The sequence below is a fragment of the Aquimarina callyspongiae genome (assembly GCF_034322225.1).
In the GTDB taxonomy this organism is placed as follows: domain Bacteria; phylum Bacteroidota; class Bacteroidia; order Flavobacteriales; family Flavobacteriaceae; genus Aquimarina.
On sequence record NZ_JAXLPA010000002.1, the window covers coordinates 1,110,200 to 1,134,089 of the forward strand.

Consider the following 23,890-nt stretch of genomic DNA (forward strand, 5'->3'; position numbering starts at 1 on the left):
TATTCAATTTTCAAACATTAAAGAAACAAACTCCGCCACACAAGCTGGTTTTTCTACATTTTCAATTTCTATAGTACAATCCCACGTTATTTTAAGGCCGTTTTCTGCATATTCTTCAATTCTAGTAATACTACTATGTAGTCTAAGACGGCTATCTACCGGTACTGGGTGCGGAAACCTAACAGTGTTCAAACCATAATTAACTCCCATCGCAAAGCTTTCTATATCCATAAGATCCATCAACATCTTTGATAATAAAGAAACTGACATAAATCCATGTGCAATAGGCTTTTTAAAGGGCGAATGTATTTTTGCTTTTTCAACATCTACATGAATCCATTGAAAGTCCTGTGTTGCTTCTGCAAAAGCATTAATCATTTTTTGAGTTACTACTATCCAATCTCCTGTTGGTAGAGATTTTCCTTCAAAAGTTTTAAATTCTTCAAAATTCTTGCAAGTCAATTTTTCCATATGATTTTAATTTACGTTAACTCTCCAATGAAATAAGGCGTTTACTTTTAATTTTCTTTTCTCTCTTTTTTAACAAATTGAAAGCAACTCTTGTAACAAAACATAATAAAAGATTACTTATATATTAAAGAACAAAAAATAATGTCAGAAAAAAAAGATTCTGGAACAATAATAGCTTCTATAGGAATGCTTTTCTCCATATTTGGGATGACTATATTTGAAAGCAACAAGACGCTTCAATATATAGCTTTGGGGTTAGGTGTGGCATTTACGATTTATGGAACCTATAAAGCTGATAAGGAACGAAAAGCAAAGGCTCATAAAAATGAGAACTAGCATATTTTAGCAAAAAAACACTTAGATCACTACTACTCTTCTATCTTGAAACTCCTCCATCAATTGTTAAACATATACCAGAGACATAAGATGCTTCATCAGACGCCAAATACAAATATCCGTAAGCTATATCCAAAGGAGTGGCCGCTTTTTTAAGAGGTATCTGTGATTTAATTCCGTCCAGATGTTCTTTAGGTATTTGATCTGTCATTTCTGTAAGTGTAAAACCAGGTGCCAGTGCGTTTGCAGTAATACCATATTTACCCAACTCAACAGTCCAGGTTTTTGACATTGCTATCACACCTGCTTTTGTAGCAGCATAATTCGTTTGTCCAAAGTTACCTCGTAACCCTACATTAGAAGCTGCAGAAACTATACGCCCATATCCAGCTTCTTTCATGTAATGAGAAACTACTTGGGTACATAAAAAAACACCTTTAAGATTTACATCAATTACCGCATCCCATTCAGCTTCACTCATTTTATGTAAAGTACGATCCTTGGTTATCCCTGCATTATTAATAAGAATATCTATTTTACCATAAGTATTAAAAATTCTTTTGGCTTCAATTTCTATGGCAGATTTATCAGTTACGGAAATATTAATAAATTCTGCATTATATCCATTTTGAACAATTGAATTTGCAGTTTCTTCTCCTTCTGGTAACAGATCCCATATGATAATTTTTGCTCCTTCTCGGGCAAACAATTCTGAAATTGCTTTGCCAATTCCTCTGGCACCTCCTGTTATAATAGCAACCCTATCCTTTAGCCTCATATTCTATTAATTAACTTCTTTATTTTTCTATTTTTAAATTCTTCGTAAAATTGATCAAGAACATTGAATAACCACTTTACCTCTTACTTTTCGTTCTATCATTTCTTCTAAAGCTTCAGCGGCTTTTTCTAGAGGATATATTTTATGAATATGCGGCTTTAGTTTGCCTTCTCCATACCATTGCATTAGCTCTAGGGTGTTCTGCATATTTTTTTTAGGTGTTTTCATGGCAAAACTCCCCCAAAAAACTCCTACAATAGCACAACCTTTTAATAAAGCTAGGTTTAAAGGTATTTTAGGAATATCGCCCGCAGCAAACCCCACCACAAGATAACGTCCTTCCCAAGCCATTCCGCGAATAGCTGGTTCAGAATAACTACCTCCTACAGGATCATAAACTACATCTACACCTTTACCTTTTGTAATTTCTTTAATTCTTAGTTTAAGATCTTCTTGTGTATAATTAATCACCTCATCTGCGCCGTACTCTTTGCATAACTGAAGTTTTTCATCAGATGAAGCGGCGGCAATAACACGAGCACCCATTAATTTTCCTAATTCTACAGCTGCTAATCCGACTCCTCCAGAAGCACCCAAAACTAATAATGTTTCTTCTTCTTTAAGATTTGCTCTATCTTTTAATGCATGATATGATGTACCATATGCCATCATAAAACTTGCTGCAACCGGAAAATCCATCATTGGAGGTTTTTTAAAACAGGCATTTCCTGGTACTATAACCTCTTCTGCATATCCGCCATGCATTACAAAACCAAAGACTTCATCTCCTACTTGCAAATGAGTAACTCCTGCACCAACTTCTTTTACGATTCCAGCAATATCGCTTCCTGGAGTAAAAGGTAACTCTGGTTTAAACTGATACAATCCCTGAATAATTAATGTATCAGGAAAATTTACTCCGCAAGCCTTTACCTCAACAACAACTTCTCCTTCTTTAGGTTTTGGAGTTTTTATATTTTCTAATGATAAATCAGAAGGTGGTCCAAATTGTTTACATACGATTGCTTTCATACTATTCAATGACTTTTAACACTAGTTTTCCCATTTTATCACCAGAAAACAAACGTAAAAAAGTCTCATGAAAATTTTCTATTCCGGTATAAACATCCTCTTTACTTTTAAGTTTTCCTTGCATCATCCATCCTCCCATTTCCATAGCTGCTTTTGTATAATCTTTTGCATAATCCATCACCACCATTCCTTGCATTGTTGCTCTATTAACTAAAAGAGATAAATAATTTGCAGGACCTTTAACAGCAATTTTATTATTGTATTGAGAGATAGCTCCACAAATTACTATTCGGGCATGCATACGTAATCGTGCAAGGGCAGCATCAAGAATTTCGCCTCCTACATTATCAAAATATACATCAATACCTTTTGGGCATTCTCTTTTAATAGCAGCGTTTATATCTTCTGATTTATAATCGATAGCACCATCAAATCCTAGTTCATCTACAATATATTTACATTTTTTATCACCTCCTGCAATACCTATGACTCTACATCCTTTGATTTTTGCAATCTGCCCTACAATACTACCTACTGCGCCTGCAGCTCCAGATACCAATACGACATCACCTTCTTTAATTTTACCTACTTCTAAAATCCCAAAATATGCAGTCATCCCAGGCATTCCCAAAGTACCTATATACATAGGTAAAGGAGCTAAATTAGGGTCTACCTGATACCAATTAGTTCCATCAGTAACACTGTATTGTTGTACTCCTCCCCAACCAGTCAGATAATCTCCTTCTTTAAATTTAGGGTGATTATTAGCTTTAATTACTTTACCAATAGATCCTGCTCGCATTACATCATTTATTTCTACTGGTGCGATATACGATTTTCCGGCATTCATCCAACCACGCATTGCTGGATCCAGAGATATATAATGTTGTTGAATAAGAACTTCTCCTTCTTTGGGTTCTGGTATAGGGTTTGACTGTAGTTCCCAGGTATCTGCTTCCGGAATTCCTACTGGTCGTTTCTTAAAAATTAATTGTTTGTTCATGTCTAGTTCTTTGTGTGAATTTATTTATAATGATGTGCCTCCGTCTAGGGTAATTGTTTGTCCTGTAATAAATCGAGTGTTATCTGAAGCTAACCAAACTACTGCTTCTGCAATCTCTTCTGCCTGTCCGTATCTTTTCATAGGTATTACACTTTTTAACCTATCATCCATATCTGATCTTACGGCTAATAGTTTATCTAATAAAGCAGACTCTGTATAACCTGGACAAACCGCATTGATTCTAATATTTTTTGTAGCATATTCTAACGCTGCTGATTTCGTCATTCCTACTACTGCAAATTTACTAGCACAATAAGATAGATTATTCATAGATGCTTTTAGACCAGCCAAAGAAGCTATATTTACAATATTTCCGTATCCTTGTTTAGCCATTTGTTTTAATGCTAATTTCATACAATAGAATACACCTGTTTGATTTACTGCTATAACATTATCCCAATCCTCTAATGTATAATCTGCTGTTCTGATCATATGTTTAGGACCAATACCTGCATTGTTTACAATTACATCTAAATGTCCAAATTGATCTACTGTACTTTTAATTAGGTTTTCTACATCTTCAAACTTAGCCACGTCAGCTACAATTGCAACTGCCTCTCCTCTATTATTGTTAATTTCATTTACTGTTTTTTGTGCTTTCTCTTCACTGATATCAGATACTATTACTTTAGCATCATATTTTGCAAAATGTTTTGCTGAAGCCGCTCCTATTCCAGATCCAGCTCCCGTTACAATAACTACTTTATCTTGTACTTGCATCTTTATTTTTTTGTAAAAACTTATCTATTCTCGTCTTTTCTATGCATTAGTGGATAATACCAATCTAGAATCTTCCAGAGCGCGACTACGCATTTCTGCAGGATACCCCTCTTTAGTTATCATACCCAAAAAATCTTCTTTACTAGCATACTCTACAATCAAAACTTTATGCCATTCTATGGTATCCGAAGGGCCTATAAGGTTAAACACAGGTTTTCCGTTATATATGATTCTGGCTTTAGAAGCCAGAAAAAATGGCATAACAGCTTTCATATATTCTGCATAGGCTTCTTCACCAGATGTTCCTGTTTCTTCAACTTTATCTTTAAATTTTAATAGATTAATCATTTGAAAAGATCCTTCTATTGATAATTCCATAAAACTCTGAAATTGTTCTGGGATCACATTCTTGTATGTAGTGCTCATAGGATATTATGTCTAATTATTATAGGATTCATTTTATGCTAAAGCTTAATCTCTGCAGATCCACTGTATTTTTCTACGATCCCTGGATAATGTTCTTTCATGTTATTAAAAATGAACTCTAACGGAACATCTTCAAAATGCCCATAATCCTCTATATATTCCATAAAAACATTCCCAGAATTATTATATTCTTGAAAAACAGAATCTGTTTCTCCATCAAAATCTAATGGCGCTACATTACATTTCTCACATAAGGCTGCATTAAAAGCAGGAGAAGCCTTAAGCCACTTTCCGTCAAGGTAAATATTTACCATTCCGTGTGGAGTTAATTCATTTGTTCCAAATTTTTCTATCAATCTTTCTACTCCAATATGATTTTTCACTTTTGCCAGATGAATTCTCGCAGGTATTTTTAAAGCGCGAAGACAAGCTATAAGTAAGATCGATTTATCAAGACAATGACCGCTTGTTTTTCTGGCAACTGTACTTGCTTTATACCCTTCTCTGGACAAGCTAATATGATAAGGATCATATCGCCAGGTATCTCTAATTTTAAGATACAGCTCTTTTGCTTTCTGTTTAGGTCCTAAATCATCTGTTTTAAATTCGTGGATAAGCTCCTGAATCTCTTCAGTCTCATAATCGTAGTAATATGTCAAAGCTAAATAATCCATTTCTAATATATTTTTATTTCTCTTTAATTGGACTTCATAAAAATGAGCACAATAATTCTACTTAATCTATTTTCTTTTTTTGAATCGCTTGTAATGCCAGATTACATAATAGTTCTGCAGCCTTGTTTAATTGCGCAAAACGCGGATCTGTGGTCAATCCTTTATTGTATCTGTAATATATCTGCTGTGCTATCACTGCTATTTTAAAAAGTCCGAAAGCATAATAAAATATCAGATGATTTACAGCTTCTCCTGTTTTTTTAGCATATAATTCTACAATTTCACTTCTACTTGGATTTCCTTTCATAATAGTTGGTGATGGAATTCCTTGTTGAACAAAAGGATTATCACTACTCATCGTCCAATACCCTAATGAAGTACCAAGATCCATCAAAGGATCCCCGAGTGTAGCCATCTCCCAATCTAATACAGCGTTAACATCATTCCAGGTAGTATCCCTAAATACAACATTGTCATATTTAAAATCGTTGTGTATCAAGCTATGTTTATACTCTGTTGGTTGATGATCTTCCATCCAAGACATTACCTTCTTTGCTGCAGGAACATCATCAGTAGCTGCTTTTAAATATTGTTTTCCCCAATTAAAAACTTGTCGTTCTACATACCCTTCTGGCTTTCCTAAACTTTCTAAGCCAATAGACTTATAATCTATGTTATGGAGTTCAACAAACGTATTCATCCAGGAATCGGCAATTGTTCTAAAATCATTTTCTGGAATATCTCTTTTTTTAGCTTCTTTACTATTAAGAATAATTCCTTCAATTTTCTCCATGATATAAAACGGGCAACCCAAAATACTTTCATCATCGGTAAATGCATACATCTTGGGTACTTTTGAAAATACTTTCTGTATACCCGACTGCACCTTAAACTCACGACTCATATCATGACCTCTTTTTACGGCGCCAAAAGGAGGGCGACGTAAAACATATTCTTTGTTCTCAATTTGTAATAAATATGTCAAATTAGAATACCCATGAGTAAACTGTGTAACTGTCCAGTCACTCTGCGCACTATTAATCAGTTCTTTCTGATAAAGAAAGGTTTTTATAGTTTTTTCGTTTAGTTCTTCTCCTTTTCGTACGTTTTGCATTATTGCGATGAATTGCTATTATTTATTTTGAGTATTTGTTAATTACACTTTTACCTAATTGATACATATGTACCTCATCAGGGCCATCAGCCAAACGAAGCATTCTAGCTGCAACAAAAAAATGAGCTAATGGTGTGTCAGGTCCAACTCCTTTTCCTCCGTGAATTTGCATTGCCCTATCAATTACTTTAAGTGCCATATTAGGAGCCACAACTTTTATCATAGCTATCAAATCTTTTGATTCTTTATTACCAAACTTGTCCATTTTATCTGCGGCAGAAAGTGTTAATAGTCGTGCTTGTTCTATATCACATTGTGATTGCGCTATTTCTTGGCGAATGCTACTATAATCTTTAAATGTTTTTCCAAAAGCAATTCTCTCTGAAGCTCTTTGCGACATTAACTCAAGTGCTCTCTGTGCCATTCCTATCAGGCGCATACAATGATGAATTCTTCCTGGTCCTAATCGTCCTTGAGCGACTTCAAAACCTCTTCCTTCCCCTAAAATCAAATTCTCTTTAGGAACTCTGACATTGTCTAATATTATCTCTGCGTGACCTTCTGGAGAATCATAAAATCCAAAAACAGATAAAGGCCGTACTATTTGTAGTCCTGGAGTATCCATCGGAACCAAAATCATACTCTGTTGTTGATGTCTTGAGGCATTGGGATCTGTTTTTCCCATAACAATGGCTATCTTACAATTAGGATCCATGGCTCCAGATGACCACCATTTTCTTCCGTTAATGATATAGTGATCTCCATCTCTGGTAATAGATGTTTCAATATTAGTTGCATCTGAAGAAGCAACCTGAGGTTCTGTCATTAGAAAAGCAGATCTAATAGTCCCATTCATTAACGGTTGCAACCACTGTTCTTGTTGCATAGAAGATCCATATTTGGCAAGTACCTCCATATTACCCGTATCAGGAGCATTGCAGTTAAAAATTTCTGAAGACCATAAAACACGCCCCATAATTTCTGCTAACGGTGCATATTCTAGATTCGTTAATCCTGGGCTTAAATCTCCATAAGTTTTGGGTAAAAAAAGATTCCACAACCCTGCTTCTTTTGCTTTTTCCTTAAGCTCCTCTATTCCTGGCCAACGTTTCCATCGGTTATTCGGGTGGTAATTAAAAGCATCTACTTCTTCTTCTACAGGTAGAATATACTTATCAAAGAAAGTGTTAAGTTGATCTCTAAGAGAATTAACTTTTTCTGAGTAATCGAAATTCATTTCGTTATTTTTATATATAAACTCATCATGAGTAATACTTTTATTTATCCTGCAATCATATATCCTCCATCTGCATTATAAACTCCTCCTGTCATGTAAGCCCCTGCATCTGAAGCCAACAAACAAACAATACCGGCCATTTCATCAGGCATTCCCATTCGGGCACTTGGTATTGTTTTTTCTATTTTTTGAAGTAGTTGCTCATTTTGCCATAATGCTGCGCTAAATTTTGTTTTGATCAATCCCGGACACAATACATTTGCTCGGATACCATATTTACCCCATTCTTTTGCTTGATTTTTGGTTAGCATAAGTAACGCGGCTTTACTAGTGCTATATAATCCAAGTCCGAAACCAGGAGTTAATGCTTCAACAGAGGCTATATTAATAATACTTCCCCCGCCTCTTTCTTGCATCGAAGTAAGAGCTAGATTAGACAATATCCAGGGAGCTTTTACATTCACATCCATAATTTTATCAAAAACACTTTCTTCTGCATTTTCAATAGGTCCATAAATAGGATTAATGGCAGCATTGTTAACTAAAATATCTATACCACCATAGTGTTCGATTGTTTTATCTATTAAATGCTTACGCTGCTCTGGTTTTCCTATATGACAAGCAATACCAACAGCAACTAATCCTGCATTTTTAAATTCGGTAGCAACTTCATCAACAGCTTCTTGATTACGACTACTAATAACTACTTTGGCTCCATGTTCTGCCAATCCCCAAGCAATTGCTTTACCAATTCCTTTACTTGAGCCTGTTATAATAGCTACTTTTCCTTCTAAATTAAATGATTGTTTTATGCTATTCATTATTAAATACTATGTTATAATGTTTAAATATCTAATTGAAAATTTCTTTTTCTCCAGCCACTGTAAGCACTTCTTCATCCATAAGAGTTTCAGATAAGCCTGCTGTTTTAGGCAATTCATATTTATAGTAAAATTTCATTGCATGGATTTTACTTTCGTAAAACTCTTCGGTATATTTTTTATCTCCAGTAACTATCGAATTTTTGGCGTTTGTTGCTATATCAAGCCATATCCAAGCAATTATGATATTACTTAAAAACTCCATAAAAGGAGTTGCATCCGATAAAAATCGTTCATAATCTCCCTTTTGCGCAAATCCCACAAGAAAACCAATAACTTTTTGAGTTAATTTCAGCTTCTCTCCCAACTTACCAGCATATATTCTTAAATCATCATATTTTGAAGCTTCCTGGATAGTACTCATTATTTCTGCTGATAATAGCTCTAATGCTTTACCGTTTTCCATCAGAAGTTTTCTTCCTAATAGATCTTGTGATTGAATCCCTGTGGTTCCTTCATATATCGGGAATATGCGAATATCTCTATGGTACTGTTGTAATATAAAGTCGGAACAGAAACCATAACCACCTAATACCTGTAAACCATTAGAAACAGCATGAGCTCCCATATCAGAAGGATACGTTTTAACCATGGGTATGATTAACTCTAATAACAATGCATATTTTTCTTTGTCCTTCTCGTCTTCCAGTGTTTCTTTAAGATCATAATATTTAGAAGCTAATAGTACTAAACCTAATGAACCTTCTGCAATAACTTTTTGTAATAGAAGCATCCTGCGCACATCAGGATGGTTAATGATAAGCGTTTGTCCTTGTTCTGGATCTTTTTTACCTGTACTTGCTAGTTTTCTGCCTTGAGGACGTTCTTTTGCATATTGTAATGATGCCTGGTAAGCAGCCATAGTAATAGCAGCAGCTCCTCTACCCACCGCAATACGTGCACCATTCATCATCAAGAACATATATTTTAATCCTTGGTGAGCTTCTCCTACTAACCAACCCTGACAGTCACCGACATCTCCAAAGCCCAAATGCGTAGTGCAATAACCTCGTTGACCCATTTTTTGAAAATCCGCTACTGTAGTTACGTCATTAGGTAATAAGTTTCCATTTTCATCTGGTCTTTTTTTGGGAACTACAAATAATGAAATTCCTTTAGTTCCTGCCGGAGCTCCTTCTATTCTTGCTAAAACAAGATGTACAAAATTATCAGCATATTGATGATCTCCTCCAGAAATAAAAATCTTTTGTCCAGAAATTTTATAATATCCGTCATCTGTTGGTATTGCTTTTGTTACCACATCAGATAGCGAACTACCAGCTTGTGGTTCTGTAAGACACATTGTGCCTCCCCATTCTCCCGAAAGCATTTTAGGAACGTAAATTTTATTTAAAGTATCATTTCCAAAATGGATAATCAGCTCTGCAGAACCTAATGTTAACCCTACATATCCCGGTAAATGATTATTAGCAGCATCTTGTATATAAGCAGAAGCTGTATAAATCATCATTGGTAGCTGGAGCCCTCCAGCTTCATAATCAAAAGTTCCAGATATTAATCCCATTTCGCCACCCTTCTTCATCATAACACCTACCTGTTTATGAACGATGACAGTACCATCTTTATAATATGCAGGATTCTCATCCATCTCTTTAAAATAAGGGAACAGCTCTCGATCTGAAAATTCTTTAACTGAATCTAAAAACAAATCAAGTGATTCTTTATCGTGATCAGCAAAACGGTTTTGCTGTAGTACTTCTTCTAATTGATATACATCATATAAAAGATATTTCAGGGTATCAAAATCTAAATATTCTTTTGCCATTGTGTAAAGTTTTTAATAATTCATTCAGAATTACTCATTAAATTTCGTGAATATTTAACAAATTCTCATTAAACCTGTTTAATAAACACAGAGTTTTAGATAGTATTAACTTTTAGCTAAGGAACTATCATTTCTTTGTGTAAAAAAGATTTGAAACCCCAACCTGAAAAGGTCTGAATATATAGAGACTACAATTTATTAAGTATCAGCAGGGTTTATCCTTTTTGAGCTAGTCTTTTTCGAATTTTTGAAAGACCTACAGGAGTAATTCCTAAATATGAGGCGATGAGATACTGAGGAACTCTTTGAAATAATGAAGGACGTTTTTCTAACAATCGTATGTAACGTTCTTGATTCGACAGATTTCTTATTTGATTAATTCTTTGAAAATTAACTATGAATGCTTTTTGCATTGACAGTCTGCCAAATCGTTCAAGTTTATGAGAATGATCAAAGACTTTTTGTACATCTTTTTTAGAAATACTAAAAACTACAGAGTTTTCTGTTACCTCAAGATAAGCATCAGAAGGAATCTCCTGGATATAAGCAAAGAGGTCAGTAAAAAAATAACCTTCGGTAAAAAATTCCATGACCTGAGTAGTACCTTGTTCAACAGTATAATAAGAAACACATCCTTGTTTCATAAAATAAAAGGTATCTATATATTGTCCTGGTTCTAATAATAAAGTTCCTTTTTTAAAAGTTTCTTTTTTATAAAACTGAATAGCAAACTCCATGTCTGCTTTACTGACATCTGTATAGGATAATATCTTTTGTTTTAAATCTTCCAAGTTAGGTTTTCTATTTTTGACTAAAGAACGAAATATTTTGGGATTATATTCATAAAAAACAAAGAGAAACCTAAAAATAGGTTTCTCTTTGTTTTTTATGATCTTCTTCTTAAGAAGTTTTCTATTCTTGTCGAATTATTTTAGCTCCTATAGCTCTTAATCTTTCGTCTATATTTTCATATCCACGATCAATCTGTTCGATATTATGAATAGTAGATGTTCCTTTGGCACTTAAAGCTGCTATCAATAACGATATACCTGCTCTAATATCAGGAGATACCATTGTTGTAGCCTTTAAGGTAGATTTAAAGTCATGACCAATAATTGTTGCTCTATGAGGGTCACATAAAATTATTTTAGCTCCCATATCAATAAGCTTATCTACAAAAAACAGCCTGCTTTCAAACATTTTTTGATGTACCATAACTTCACCTCTTGCTTGTGTAGCTATAACCAAAACAATACTTAATAAATCTGGTGTAAATCCTGGCCAAGGTGCATCTGCAATGGTCATAAATGATCCATCAATATAACTTTCTATCTGATATCCATTTGTATGAGCAGGAATATATATATCATCACCTACTCTTTCAAGAGTTATCCCCAGTTTTCTAAATGTATTGGGAATTAATCCTAAATTCTCCCAACTTACATTTTTGATAGTAATCTCACTTTTGGTCATAGCTGCCAGACCAATCCATGATCCTATTTCTATCATATCTGGTAAGACTCTATGATCGCAACCTTTTAATGCTTCAACTCCTTCAATTGTCAACAAATTGGATCCTACTCCTTTTATTTTGGCACCCATAGCGTTCAACATCTTACATAATTGCTGTAAGTATGGTTCGCAAGCGGCATTATAAATTGTAGTTGTTCCTTTGGCTAGAGCTGCAGCCATAACTATGTTAGCTGTTCCGGTAACGGATGCCTCATCAAGAAGCATATATGTTCCTGTTAATCCTTCTGGTGCTTCAACTCCATAAAAGCGTTCTTCTTTATTGTATCTAAACTCTGCTCCAAGATTAATAAAACCTTCAAAATGAGTATCTAATCTCCTTCTTCCGATCTTATCTCCTCCAGGGCGTGGTATATATCCTTTTCCAAATCTTCCTAACAAAGGTCCTACAATCATAATAGATCCTCTTAACCCACTTCCTTCTTGCTTAAATTGCTCGCTTTCTAAATACTCAAGGTTTAAATCATCACTTTTAAAGGAATATTCTCCTTTTCCTAGTTTTTGAACTTTAACTCCTAAGTTTCTAAGAATGTCAATAAGTTTATTAACATCTCTAATATCAGGTATATTAGAAATTTTTACTTCATCAGGGGTTAATAATACAGCACAAAGAATTTGTAAGGCTTCATTTTTTGCACCCTGTGGAGTTATTTCTCCTTTGAGTTGATGCCCTCCTTCTATCTGAAATGTACTCATTTAATGTTGGTAGTTTATTGGTTAATATTTTGGTAGTTGGGTACGTTTTAGTAACGCTTTTTACCGCGATTTCTATAATTCTTTTTACCACCGCTGGTATTATGTTTTTTCTTCTTACCTCTCATAAGGTTTGAAGAATCTGTAAGATCTTCGCTTATACCTTTTAGGTTAATTTTACCTTCACTCAATTCTAACAAATGATCAAAAATCACTTCGTCTTCTACAGTATCTTTGTTCCAGTTTAGATAACACTTTTTCATATGATTTGCTATCGTAAAGGTAAGTGCGTTTTTCAAATCACCATCTTCCCAACTATTAGCAACATCAATCATTCGTTTAATGTTATTTCCATAAAAACGGTATTTTGGAAAGTTCTGAGGATATTCTAACGGTTCTGGACGTTCTTCTAGTTTTTCTTTAGTCAAAACCGGAAATGGAGTATCCACATCTAATTTGAAATCACTCATTATAAATAATTGATCCCATAATTTATGCTGAAAATCTGGAACATCTCTTAAATGAGGTTGCAAATTTCCCATAACTGCTATAATTGATTTAGCAATTTTATTTCTTTCTTCTTTATCATCAATAGAAACAGTATGATTAATCATCTTCTGTAAATGACGTCCATATTCTGGAATGATGAGCTTTTCACGCTCAGTATTATATTCTAAATTATTAATATCCATAAATTGTATGTAATAGTGAAGTATTTGCCTAAACACTTTGTAGCAAAAGTCATTTCGCTTTGCAAAATACTAAAATAAAATAAGTATCAATTATTTTTAGAAGTTAAATAACTTTATGCTAAAGTGATATAACTCCTTCTACTTTAGCAGCAACTTCTTTGTATTTAGAAATTACCTCATCTGGGTTTTTCATTCTAACATTAATAGAAACACTTGTATATTTTCCATTTTTAGATTGCTTGGTGTCAATTACCGCTCCAAGATTATCAAATATCGTTTCTATCAGTCTAATTTTTGTTGTATCGGTAGGTACAATAAATTTATACAGATACGCACTTGGCCATAATGCAGTATCTGCTAATTGTGTTTTTAATTTCTTATAAAATTCTTCTGGATCTGGCATAAATATATTCGGGCAATTTTTAGGCCAAATATAAGGGTTCTGATTGAAATATCCTTTCTTATATTAAATAACCCTCCTTTGTGGTTTCTATTCACCTTTTTTTAAGTAATGCCTGATATTCTTCTATAGTATCAACATCTTGGCCTTTATTAAGAAGCTTTACTGTTTTTACCTGATCTTTGTGATTGCGTATCAAATATCGCGCGCCATAATCTTCTTTCAATTTAAATAAGTCATTAAAATATTGATTCGGAAAAATAGCAGGAACACCTATAACATCACCAAAATCGGATACTATAATATTAGTAGGATAGTTTTCAGATTTCTTTATTAAATCATTTAAATCATCCGTTCTTATGAGTGGTTGATCTGCCAACATAATCAATACTCCTTCATATCCAGAATCATATTCATATATAGCCTTTACACCATTACTAATAGAAGATCCCATACCAGAATGCCAGTCTTCATTTTTTAATATTGTAATCGGATATTGATTTACTTCTTCAAATATAGCATCAAAATAAGCGCCTAAAACCAAATACACTGCTTCATTACCTGTAACACCTAAAGCCTGTTCAATGGCATTAGCTATCATTGTACTATGATTCCAGGGCAATAACTGCTTAGGTCGCTTCATCCTGCTAGAAGACCCTGCTGCAAGTATTAATATTGCTATTTTAGATGTTTGTTGAGATGACATTTATATTTTTCCTTTTCGGATCATCGTGTATAGCTCCTTTCTTTTCCTGAAGAGGTATTGGTTTTTGAGATCGTATTACAGAAAGAATCTCTGCCAGAATTGATATCGCTATCTCCTGAGGCGTTTCTGCTCCAAGATTGAGTCCTGCTGGCCCATGAATTGAATCCAAAAACACATCATCAACATCTGGAAAATAATCAATAAATGCATTTAATAATTTTTCTCTTCTTTTTGCTGGTCCAAGTAGACCAATATATACAGGTTTTTCATCTTTTATTGCCTGAAGATATAAAAGGTCTTTAGCAAAATTATGAGACATCAATATTATAGCCGTTTGTTCATCAATATTGTCTATAACAATCTCTTCGGGAGAGGTGTTTATTATTTGATATGCTCCTGGAAAATCTTCCAGTTTTTTCGGATCTTTTGAAGATCCTACAACTGTAACTTCCCAACCAGATAGAGATGCTAATTGACAAAGCTTTACCGCATCATGTTCTGCACCTATAATAATAAGTCTAAAACTAGGTTTCATTTCGTTTATAAAACAATCCAACGATTCATCAAGATTAGTTTCTTTTGAGAAAGAAAATTCCTGATTATCACTTAACTGAATTACAGACCCCATTTGATTATATTCCTTCAGTTTTTTAGAATAATATGATTGAAGTATAAAAGGTTTTCTAGATCTAAAATGTTGTTGAATGGTTTCTATTACTTGATCAGAAATTTTAAATGGTTCAATCAGCATAAACAATACTCCTTCACATCCTAATCTATATTTTCCGTCATAGGTCATTATTTTGGGAGCACCAGTCTTAAATACTGACTGAGATTGTCTTAATGCTTCTTTCTCTACACATCCTCCACTAACCGCACCAATCATTTTATTGTTTTGCAGTATCAACATCCTTACTCCAGCTCTTCTGTATGAAGATCCTTCTACATCTACCACTGTAACCATAACAGCAGGTATTCCCTGCTGTTTAGCAATACGATACGACTCTATAATTTCTATAAACTCATGTGTCATATATTATCCAAGCGGTGCTTTAGTTTTCAAATATTTAGCAAAAGGTTGTTTATATAATCTAACGCCTTTTGCTGCTTTAATCGCGTTTGCTACTGCCGCTCCTGCTGGAGGCAATGTTGGTTCTCCTAGTCCTGTAGGAGCAATATTATTCTCTATAAAATGAGTTTCTACGATTGGTGTTTCGTTAATTCTAATTAATTTATAGGTGTTAAAATTGGTGTCTTGAGGAATTCCGTCCTTAAATGAAAAATCTCCATACATCGCATGACCAACACCATCGATTACTCCGCCTTCGATTTGATTTTTGGCACCTAGTGGATTTACTACGATTCCGCAATCCACAACACAAGTAACTTTTTTAACAACAGGAAGATCATTTTCTAATACCACATCTGCTACTTCGGCAACATGAGTATTATGGCAATAATAAGCACTAAATCCTTGGTAAACTCCTTCTTTAGCATTACCCCATCCAGATTTCTCTACTGCAACTTTGATAACTTTTTCCAAGCGCTCTGGAGAATATTGTATTCGTTCATCGGTAATTCCTTTGACTTTTTGTAAAAGATCCAGACGTAATTGTATACGATCTACTTCTAATACTTCTGATAATTCATCAAAGAAACTTTGCTCTGCAAAGGATAAGAAATTAGTATACGGAGCTCTCCAGGCACCAGTCGTTATATTACTATTATATTTTGCGACATCCACCTGATAGTTTTCAATAGCACCGGCAGGAAAGAAGTTAGGAATCAATCCATACATATTAGAATTGACTGCGGCTTCTTTAAGATGATATCCAGTTATTTTACCATCTTTAATTGACGCGCTAATCTTATATTTTATTGGTGGTCTATAGATTCCGGCACTCATATCATCTTCTCGAGAATATACCACTTTTACTGGTTTTTTGACAATACTAGAAATTTCTGCAGCTTCCATTGCAAAATCTCCATATAATCTTCTACCAAAACCACCACCCATTCTTGTCATTTCAACAGAAATATCTTCTTTATCTCTTTTTAATAACTCTGAAACCATATGCTGAGTCCTGGCAGGAGTTTGAATTGGCCCAACTAATCGAACCTTATCATCAGTAACATCTGCAAAAAAGTTCATAGGTTCCATACAATTATGAGGGAGAAAGGGAGACTCATATACTCTTTCTATAACCTGATCGGCTTCTGCAAAAGCTTTTTTTACATCTCCGTCAGTTCTAAGTGTATCGAATGTATCACCATTTAAAAGATCTGTAAGTATTTTATCGTGTTCTTCTGTGCTTTCTGCCTTTGAGCCTTCAGTCCAATTAGCTTTTAATGCTTTTTTACCTTTTTTAGCAGCCCAGGTATTTTTTGCTAATACGGCAATTTTATCTCCAAATTGAATTACATCTTCTACACCTGTAACCGTTTTAGCAGTAGCTGCATCAAAATCTACTAATTTATTTCCAAATGCTGGTGGACGCAATACAGAAGCAATTAGCATTCCTTCTTTTTTATAATCTAATCCATAAAGAGGTTTACCGCTTATAATATTGTCTATATCAACATTTCGAGCATCTTTACCAATAATTTTAAAATCTTTTGGGTCTTTTAACTTTATATTTTCCGGAACTTCCAGAATAGCGGCATCTTTAACTACTTCTCCATACCCTAACTTATCACCAGCGGCATTGATAATAACCCCATTATCTGTTTTACATTCTGAAGCATCCACTCCCCATTTAGCAGCAGCAGCATTAATCAACATTTGTCTTGCGGTAGCTCCAGTCTGACGTAAAGGTTCCCACCCTTGTCGCAACGATTGACTTCCTCCAGCAACTTGTCTAGTAAAGTTCTTAGTATCCAAAGCTCCTTGGGCAACATGTACATTATCCCAGGATACATCAAGTTCTTCTGCTATAAGCATTGGCATAGATGTTTTAACTCCTTGTCCTATTTCGGGATTAGGAGAAAATATGGTAACCATGCCATTATCTGCTATTTTTATAAAGGCATTAAAATCATTAAAATTAAGCTGAGAAATATCAACTGGAGGAGCAGCTTCTGGTTTACAGGCTTGAAACAGGTTAAATCCTATTAACATACCACCACCTGCTAAAGTTGATGTTTTTATAAAGGACCTTCTACTTAAAGAAGGTGTTTTAATAGTTTTCATGTTTTTAGAATTTATTGGTTAACTCATTTTACTCGCTGCAATCTCAACAGCTCTTTCAATCCTATTGTAAGAAGCACATCTACAAATATTGCCACTCATTGCATCCCTTATCTCTGATTTATTAGGGTTAGAGTTTTGATCCAGAAATGCAGCTGCAGACATCATCTGTCCCGCTTGGCAATATCCACATTGAGGTACATCTACTTCTTTCCAGGCTTGTTGTACCGGATGTGAAGCATCCTCTGATAAACCTTCGATTGTAGTAATCTTCATGTCTTTTGCTACAGAAACAGTTAATAGACAGCTTCTAGTAGCGGTTCCATCTACGTGTACAGTACAGGCTCCGCATTGCCCAATACCACAACCAAATTTGGTTCCAACCAAATCCAGGTGATCTCGAAGCACCCATAAAAGAGGAGTATCATCGTCTGCCTCTACCGAATGAGACTGACCATTTACATTTAAATTATAAACCGGCATGAGTTTTTGTTTTAGTGATTAATCTTTAACTAGTCTAAATAAGCCTTTAGCCTATGAATCGTTAATGAAGTTACTAAAATATAATTATGGTGATCCAAATTTAACAGACCTTTATACTTAAATTAATAGTATTTTCAAATTCATTTAATAATTCCGAAATTTGCAGCAAAATAATTCCTTTGGCAAAGAAAAAAATTGTTATTACCGGCGGACCTTCTACTGGAAAAACTACCATCATAAATCGTCTAGAACAAATAGGAGAAACTTGTCTCCATGAAATATCAAGAGCAGTAACACTGGAAGCACAGAGACAAGGTGTTGAGCAGTTATTTCTAGAAGATCCTACTTTATTTAGTCAACGCCTACTAGAAGGGCGCATTAAGCAATTCTCTGAAGCAGAAGTGTCTACCGAAACCAGGGTGTTTCTTGATAGAGGCATTCCAGATGTAATTGCTTATATGAATTATGCTAATGAAAAGAGTCCTGATCACTTTAAGAAGGCGTGTATGACGCATCGTTATGACTATGTTTTCTTATTACCTCCTTGGAAAGATATTCATATCACTGATAATGAACGTTATGAAAATTTTGAACAAGCAAAACAAATATATAATCATCTTCTAAGCACTTATACTGATTTAGGATATAAGTGCATTGAAGTTCCTTTTGGAACTGTTGAAGACAGAACTCAATTTATTTTGGATATCCTTTTATAACCAGAATGACTACTCCTTTAGACATATTAAAACAGTATTGGAAGTATGATAGTTTCAAACCACTTCAGGAAGAAATTATTCATTCTATTCTAGAAGGTAATGATACATTTGCCCTTTTACCTACTGGAGGAGGAAAATCTCTTTGTTACCAGATACCTGGCATTGTCAAAGAAGGAATATGTATTGTAATCTCTCCTTTAATTGCTTTGATGCAAGATCAAGTACAACATCTACAAGCCAAAGGAATTAAAGCTATTGCATTACCTAGCGGAATCAAATATTCTGAATTAGATACTCTTTTAGACAATTGTATTTATGGTAATTACAAATTTCTCTATCTTTCTCCAGAACGATTACAACAAGATATTGTTCAGGAACGCTTAAAGCGGATGAATATCAATCTTGTTGCCATAGATGAAGCTCATTGTATTTCTCAATGGGGAAACGATTTTAGGCCTTCTTATAAAAAAATAAGAATCATAAGAGAACTACATCCTACTGTTCCAATGGTAGCTTTAACTGCTTCTGCTACTTCTGAAGTTGTGGACGATATTGTTAAAGAGTTAGATCTTTTTCAACCTAAAATTTATAGACAATCATTTTTTAGATCAAGCCTTGGATATCATATAGAACACGTATCTGATAAAAACCACAAAATTTGTCAAATTCTGAATCAATATCCTGGTAGCTCAATTATTTATGTCAGAAATCGAAAATCTGCTTTAGAAATTAGTGACACTATTAATAGTCAAGGATACACTGCTACTTATTATCATGGAGGTGTTGATTCTAAAGAAAAAATTAAAAGGTTTGATCAATGGATAAAAGAAGAAGTTAGAGTCATGGTAGCAACCAGTGCTTTTGGAATGGGCATTGACAAATCAAATGTAAGAACTGTTATACACTATAACCTTCCAGAAAGTATAGAAAGTTATTTTCAGGAAGCCGGAAGAGCGGGACGTGATGGTAAAAAAGCATATGCTTTTCTTATTAAGAACGAAAATGATATCCAACGATTACAAAATCAATTTATAAAAGTTTTACCAGATACAGAAGCTTTAAAGTTAGTTTACAGAAAACTATCTAATTACTTCCAAATTTCTTATGGTGAAGGAGAGCAAACCGTTCATGAATTTAACTTTAACCAATTTTGTAAAACATATAACCTTCATACACTTATAACATATAATGCCTTGTTGTTTCTGGATCGTTGTGGTGTAATTAGATTTACACAACGATATACTAAAAAAAGTAGTATTCACATTACTACAACCAGTAATAACCTTTTATATTTTTTAGAAAAACATACTCATTATGAAATGATCACCAAAGCCATATTAAGAACCTATGGCGGCGTTTTTGATGAAGAAATACCTATAAACATATCATTGATTGCTTCTAAAGTAAATAATTCGGAAAGTGAAGTAATAAAGGTTCTAAATGATTTAAAAGATGCAGAATTATTAGAGTTTACCTATAAACAATCTGATGCTGAAATTATTTTCTTGGTTCCGCGTGAAGATAAACGAACTATTAATAGAGTAAAGCATCACTTGATAGAACAAAATGCTTCTAAAATCAATAAGGTAAAAGCCATGATTTCTTTTACTAAAAATAACAGCCTATGTAAGAGTAGACAGTTATTACATTATTTTGGAGAAAAAGACACTAATAATTGTGGTGTATGTAGCGTCTGCTCTGCAAATATTGAAATAAAAACAAAGAGAGATCTAAAAAATATACAGCAAGATATTATTAGGCTTTTACAAGGAAAAAAATTATCTTCAAGAGATTTAGTCGGTCAATTAGAATATCCAGAGCAAATTATCTTAGAAGTTTTAAGACAAATGAATGAACACAAGATCATCAAGATCAATCACGACAATAACTATCAATTAGTATAGATACTCCATGAGAAATTTAAGAATCCTATTTATGGGTACTCCTGATTTTGCAGTAGCCACCCTAAAAAACATTATCGAAAACGGATATAATGTAGTTGGCGTTATCACTGCGCCGGATAGACCAGCAGGAAGAGGTAGAAAATTAAAAGCATCTGCGGTTAAAGAGTATGCTTTATCTAAAAATCTAAATATTTTACAACCTACTAATTTAAAAGATCCTGATTTTATAAAGGAACTTAAAACACTAGAAGCAAATCTTAATATCGTTGTAGCATTTAGAATGCTACCAAAAGTAGTTTGGGATATGCCTGCATATGGTACATTTAATTTACATGCTTCATTGTTGCCTGATTACCGAGGAGCGGCGCCAATAAACTGGGCTATTATTAATGGAGAGAAAAAATCAGGGATAACAACTTTCTTTATTGATGAAAAAATAGATACTGGTCATATTATCTCTCAAGAAGAAATTGAAATAGGTGATCAGGATACTGCTGGAATATTACACGATAAATTAATGGTATCGGGAGCCCAATTAGTTGTAAAAACTATCAAAGCTATTGAAAAAGATACTGTAGAATTAAAACCTCAGCCAAAAGAAGACACTTTTAAAACGGCTTACAAGCTTAATAGAGAAAATACAAGAATTAAATGGGATGATGATATTAAAACTACTCATAACTTAATAAGAGGATTGAGTCCTTACCCTGCTGCCTGGAGTATTTTACACAATAAAGGAGAAGAACAATCTGTAAAAATATATCAAGCACAAATTGAAGAAGAAGAGCATCAATTTACTGTTGGTAAAGTGATTGTAGAAGATTCTGTTATTAAAGTAGTAGTTAAAAAAGGATACATTATTATTGATAAGATACAATTACCGGGGAAAAAAGCTATGGATTCCAAATCCTTATTGAATGGGTATACCTTTTACAAGGATGCAAAAATGGTCTGAAACCCCATGAATACTAGAGTAAGAATCCTTACAAAAACAACTAGGTTTATTAACAATCGGGTTGAGTTATCAACAAAACCCCGTATTTACTGGGCTAATCCTTGCATGAATCATAAATCCGTATAAATTTGTAGAGCGTTTAACAAAAAATTGGTTTAACCAACAATTAATTTAAAAACAGAATTATGAACAAAACAGAATTAATCGATGCAATGGCAGCTGACGCTGGAATTACTAAAGCAGCGGCAAAAAAAGCCTTAGAATCTTTCCTTGGAAATGTTGAAGGTACTCTTAAAAAAGGAGATCGTGTTTCTTTAGTTGGATTCGGATCTTGGTCAGTTTCTAAAAGAGCTGCAAGAGAAGGTAGAAACCCTCAAACTGGTAAAACTATTAAGATCGCTGCTAAAAACGTTGTGAAGTTTAAGGCTGGTGCTGATTTATCAAGTTCAGTAAACTAATCAGTTATTCAATATTATTCAAAAAGCTCCTATTTATAGGGGCTTTTTTTTTGATAAATCTACAAAAGTAAGGCAACTCCTTTGATTATTAGAAATATTTATTTAGCTTTAAGATAACCAAAACCAATGCATGATATCACTAAAACCATCCAAAGGACATTTATTAATAGCAGAACCATCGATCATAGGAGATGTATCTTTTAATCGTTCGGTAGTATTGCTAGCTGATCATAGTGATCAGGGTTCTATTGGTTTTATAATGAATAAACCTCTTGAGTATTTTCTTTCTGATCTGGTTCCAGAAATTGAAAGCGAATTTAAAATTTATAACGGAGGTCCTGTAGAACAGGATAACCTATATTTCATTCATAAAATCCCAGATTTGATCCCTAATAGTGTTGAGATTGCCGGTGGGATTTATTGGGGTGGTGATTTTACCGTTGTGTCAAAATTAATCACTGAAAATAAAATCACACCAAGCGAAATTAGATTCTTTCTCGGATATTCTGGTTGGGATGCCGAACAACTTAACCAAGAACTTGAAGCCAATTCATGGGTAATTGTTGAAAATAGTTATAAAATGAATATTTTCATCAAATCATATGATACTTTTTGGAAAGAAAAAATGATCGAATTAGGTGGTGAATATCTATTATGGTCTAATGCTCCTGAAAATCCAAGCTTTAATTAATTATTGTTATATCTCCTACCCATTCTTTATCATTTTCAAAATAATCTTACTTAATTCCCTAGTCTAATCCTAGAATTAAGAATACCTAATAATCTTTTTGAAATAGTATTATTATATTCTTTTTTTCTAAACTTTGTAATCGGTTTAATCCCCATTACTACATTGGTAATAAATAATTCATCAGCTTTTTGTAGTTCAAAAGGAGATATAGAAGCTTCTTCTACTTCATATTCTGGTAACTTATCCAAAATTCTGAGAAGTTGGGTTCTCACCACTCCTTTTAAACACCCATCTGTTAACGGAGGAGTTTTAATAACATTACCTTTAATCAAAAACAAGTTGCCGTTTAAAGCTTCGACAACCATTTTATTAGTATTTAAAAGCAAACAGTTTTCAAAACCGTTCTCTTTTGCAAAGATTCCTCCTAAAACATTAATAATTTTATTGTTTGATTTTAATGTACTAAGAAGATCAGGTGCTATATAATGATCTTTAAATAATGTAACCTCATAAGCATCCTCAGAAACTGTATAGAAATTTGATGATAGTTTAGATATAGAAATATTATATTCTATCTCATTATTAGAGGGTGTATATAATCCACCAGAAGCTCTATTTACCATTAATTTGATTCGTACAGAAGCATTTAACAAACCTGATTCTGTAATTAAATCCAGAATTTCCTTTTGTAAAAACTCAGGTGTAAAACCCATTGGGATCTGCATTCTTAAAATCCTCATGGAAGCCATGAGTCTAAAATAATGATCTTCCCAAAAAAGTATAGTTCCAGAATTAACTCTTATAGTCTCAAATAAAGCGTCTCCGTATGCATATCCCCTATTTTCTTGCAATGATTTTGTATCATTACTTTGTATCAAATTTCCATTGATGTTGATCATAAAAAAAACCCTTAAAACTTTTATCGTTAAAAGGGACAAATATACATTATAAATAAAG

Annotated in this window: 26 protein-coding genes; 6 read left to right on the forward strand and 20 right to left on the reverse strand. The window is 33.7% G+C overall.

Features of this window, described 5'->3' with window-relative positions:
* Positions 1 to 3 precede the first annotated feature (3 nt).
* Positions 4 to 471 (reverse strand): MaoC family dehydratase, encoded by a 468-nt coding sequence (locus U0D62_RS12020; protein WP_322287536.1) that lies wholly within the window; start codon positions 469 to 471, stop codon positions 4 to 6.
* A gap of 141 nt (positions 472 to 612) precedes the next feature.
* On the opposite strand from U0D62_RS12020, the gene U0D62_RS12025 reads away from it, so the two are divergent.
* Positions 613 to 807: a hypothetical protein gene (locus tag U0D62_RS12025; RefSeq protein WP_322287537.1), complete on the forward strand. Its 195-nt coding sequence runs from the start codon at positions 613 to 615 to the stop codon at positions 805 to 807.
* 40 nt (positions 808 to 847) lie between these two features.
* On the opposite strand, the gene fabG is transcribed toward U0D62_RS12025, so the two are convergent.
* The 18 genes from fabG to U0D62_RS12115 form a co-directional block, all read right to left on the reverse strand.
* Complete coding sequence (gene fabG / locus U0D62_RS12030; RefSeq protein WP_322287538.1) at positions 848 to 1,585, reverse strand: 3-oxoacyl-ACP reductase FabG; 738 nt, start codon at positions 1,583 to 1,585, stop codon at positions 848 to 850.
* A 54-nt stretch (positions 1,586 to 1,639) separates the two neighbouring features.
* Positions 1,640 to 2,617, reverse strand: a complete 978-nt coding sequence (locus U0D62_RS12035; protein WP_322287539.1) for an NADPH:quinone oxidoreductase family protein — start codon at positions 2,615 to 2,617, stop codon at positions 1,640 to 1,642.
* Between the two features lies 1 nt (position 2,618).
* Positions 2,619 to 3,620, reverse strand: a complete 1,002-nt coding sequence (locus tag U0D62_RS12040; protein WP_322287540.1) for an NADP-dependent oxidoreductase — start codon at positions 3,618 to 3,620, stop codon at positions 2,619 to 2,621.
* A 24-nt stretch (positions 3,621 to 3,644) separates the two neighbouring features.
* Positions 3,645 to 4,400 (reverse strand): SDR family NAD(P)-dependent oxidoreductase, encoded by a 756-nt coding sequence (locus U0D62_RS12045; protein WP_322287541.1) that lies wholly within the window; start codon positions 4,398 to 4,400, stop codon positions 3,645 to 3,647.
* A 39-nt stretch (positions 4,401 to 4,439) separates the two neighbouring features.
* A complete protein-coding gene (locus U0D62_RS12050; protein WP_322287542.1) occupies positions 4,440 to 4,826 on the reverse strand; it encodes a DUF1330 domain-containing protein in 387 nt (128 codons plus the stop codon).
* Positions 4,827 to 4,864: 38 nt separating this feature from the next.
* Positions 4,865 to 5,500, reverse strand: a complete 636-nt coding sequence (locus U0D62_RS12055) for a transglutaminase-like domain-containing protein (RefSeq protein WP_322287543.1) — start codon at positions 5,498 to 5,500, stop codon at positions 4,865 to 4,867.
* Positions 5,501 to 5,561: 61 nt separating this feature from the next.
* Positions 5,562 to 6,614, reverse strand: coding sequence for a phosphotransferase family protein (locus U0D62_RS12060; RefSeq protein WP_322287544.1), 1,053 nt, complete (start codon positions 6,612 to 6,614; stop codon positions 5,562 to 5,564).
* A 22-nt stretch (positions 6,615 to 6,636) separates the two neighbouring features.
* The gene (locus U0D62_RS12065; RefSeq protein WP_322287545.1) at positions 6,637 to 7,851 is read right to left on the reverse strand and encodes an acyl-CoA dehydrogenase family protein; all 1,215 of its coding nucleotides are present in this window, start codon (positions 7,849 to 7,851) and stop codon (positions 6,637 to 6,639) included.
* A gap of 44 nt (positions 7,852 to 7,895) precedes the next feature.
* The gene (locus tag U0D62_RS12070; RefSeq protein WP_322287546.1) at positions 7,896 to 8,672 is read right to left on the reverse strand and encodes an SDR family NAD(P)-dependent oxidoreductase; all 777 of its coding nucleotides are present in this window, start codon (positions 8,670 to 8,672) and stop codon (positions 7,896 to 7,898) included.
* 31 nt (positions 8,673 to 8,703) lie between these two features.
* The gene (locus U0D62_RS12075; RefSeq protein WP_322287547.1) at positions 8,704 to 10,518 is read right to left on the reverse strand and encodes an acyl-CoA dehydrogenase; all 1,815 of its coding nucleotides are present in this window, start codon (positions 10,516 to 10,518) and stop codon (positions 8,704 to 8,706) included.
* A gap of 215 nt (positions 10,519 to 10,733) precedes the next feature.
* Positions 10,734 to 11,309, reverse strand: a complete 576-nt coding sequence (locus U0D62_RS12080) for a Crp/Fnr family transcriptional regulator (protein ID WP_322287548.1) — start codon at positions 11,307 to 11,309, stop codon at positions 10,734 to 10,736.
* A gap of 121 nt (positions 11,310 to 11,430) precedes the next feature.
* On the reverse strand, positions 11,431 to 12,744 hold the full coding sequence (gene murA / locus U0D62_RS12085; RefSeq protein ID WP_322287549.1) for a UDP-N-acetylglucosamine 1-carboxyvinyltransferase: 1,314 nt from the start codon (positions 12,742 to 12,744) through the stop codon (positions 11,431 to 11,433).
* Between the two features lie 47 nt (positions 12,745 to 12,791).
* A complete protein-coding gene (locus U0D62_RS12090) occupies positions 12,792 to 13,433 on the reverse strand; it encodes a DUF4290 domain-containing protein (RefSeq protein WP_322287550.1) in 642 nt (213 codons plus the stop codon).
* Positions 13,434 to 13,551: 118 nt separating this feature from the next.
* Positions 13,552 to 13,836: a DUF493 family protein gene (locus tag U0D62_RS12095; protein WP_322287551.1), complete on the reverse strand. Its 285-nt coding sequence runs from the start codon at positions 13,834 to 13,836 to the stop codon at positions 13,552 to 13,554.
* A 91-nt stretch (positions 13,837 to 13,927) separates the two neighbouring features.
* Entirely contained in the window at positions 13,928 to 14,539 is a 612-nt protein-coding gene (locus U0D62_RS12100; protein ID WP_322287552.1) for a nucleotidyltransferase family protein, read from the reverse strand.
* On the reverse strand, positions 14,517 to 15,572 hold the full coding sequence (locus U0D62_RS12105; RefSeq protein ID WP_322287553.1) for an XdhC family protein: 1,056 nt from the start codon (positions 15,570 to 15,572) through the stop codon (positions 14,517 to 14,519). Before U0D62_RS12105 ends, U0D62_RS12100 begins: the two co-directional genes overlap by 23 nt.
* A 3-nt stretch (positions 15,573 to 15,575) precedes the next feature.
* Positions 15,576 to 17,729, reverse strand: a complete 2,154-nt coding sequence (locus tag U0D62_RS12110; RefSeq protein WP_322287554.1) for a xanthine dehydrogenase family protein molybdopterin-binding subunit — start codon at positions 17,727 to 17,729, stop codon at positions 15,576 to 15,578.
* A gap of 18 nt (positions 17,730 to 17,747) precedes the next feature.
* Entirely contained in the window at positions 17,748 to 18,209 is a 462-nt protein-coding gene (locus tag U0D62_RS12115) for a (2Fe-2S)-binding protein (protein ID WP_322287555.1), read from the reverse strand.
* Between the two features lie 179 nt (positions 18,210 to 18,388).
* Between U0D62_RS12115 and U0D62_RS12120 the strand changes: the two genes are divergently transcribed.
* The 5 genes from U0D62_RS12120 (at position 18,389) to U0D62_RS12140 (ending at position 22,933) form a co-directional block, all read left to right on the forward strand.
* Entirely contained in the window at positions 18,389 to 18,925 is a 537-nt protein-coding gene (locus tag U0D62_RS12120; RefSeq protein WP_322287556.1) for an AAA family ATPase, read from the forward strand.
* A 5-nt stretch (positions 18,926 to 18,930) separates the two neighbouring features.
* Entirely contained in the window at positions 18,931 to 20,829 is a 1,899-nt protein-coding gene (locus tag U0D62_RS12125; RefSeq protein WP_322287557.1) for a RecQ family ATP-dependent DNA helicase, read from the forward strand.
* 7 nt (positions 20,830 to 20,836) lie between these two features.
* Positions 20,837 to 21,784 carry a methionyl-tRNA formyltransferase gene (gene fmt, locus U0D62_RS12130; protein WP_322287558.1) on the forward strand — a complete coding sequence of 316 codons (948 nt, stop codon included), beginning with the start codon at positions 20,837 to 20,839 and terminating at the stop codon, positions 21,782 to 21,784.
* 185 nt (positions 21,785 to 21,969) lie between these two features.
* Positions 21,970 to 22,242, forward strand: coding sequence for an HU family DNA-binding protein (locus U0D62_RS12135; protein ID WP_322287559.1), 273 nt, complete (start codon positions 21,970 to 21,972; stop codon positions 22,240 to 22,242).
* A gap of 130 nt (positions 22,243 to 22,372) precedes the next feature.
* A complete protein-coding gene (locus tag U0D62_RS12140) occupies positions 22,373 to 22,933 on the forward strand; it encodes a YqgE/AlgH family protein (protein WP_322287560.1) in 561 nt (186 codons plus the stop codon).
* A gap of 50 nt (positions 22,934 to 22,983) precedes the next feature.
* Here the strand turns inward: U0D62_RS12140 and U0D62_RS12145 are convergent, their stop codons facing one another.
* Positions 22,984 to 23,832, reverse strand: coding sequence for an aminotransferase class IV (locus tag U0D62_RS12145; protein ID WP_322287561.1), 849 nt, complete (start codon positions 23,830 to 23,832; stop codon positions 22,984 to 22,986).
* Positions 23,833 to 23,890 lie beyond the last annotated feature (58 nt).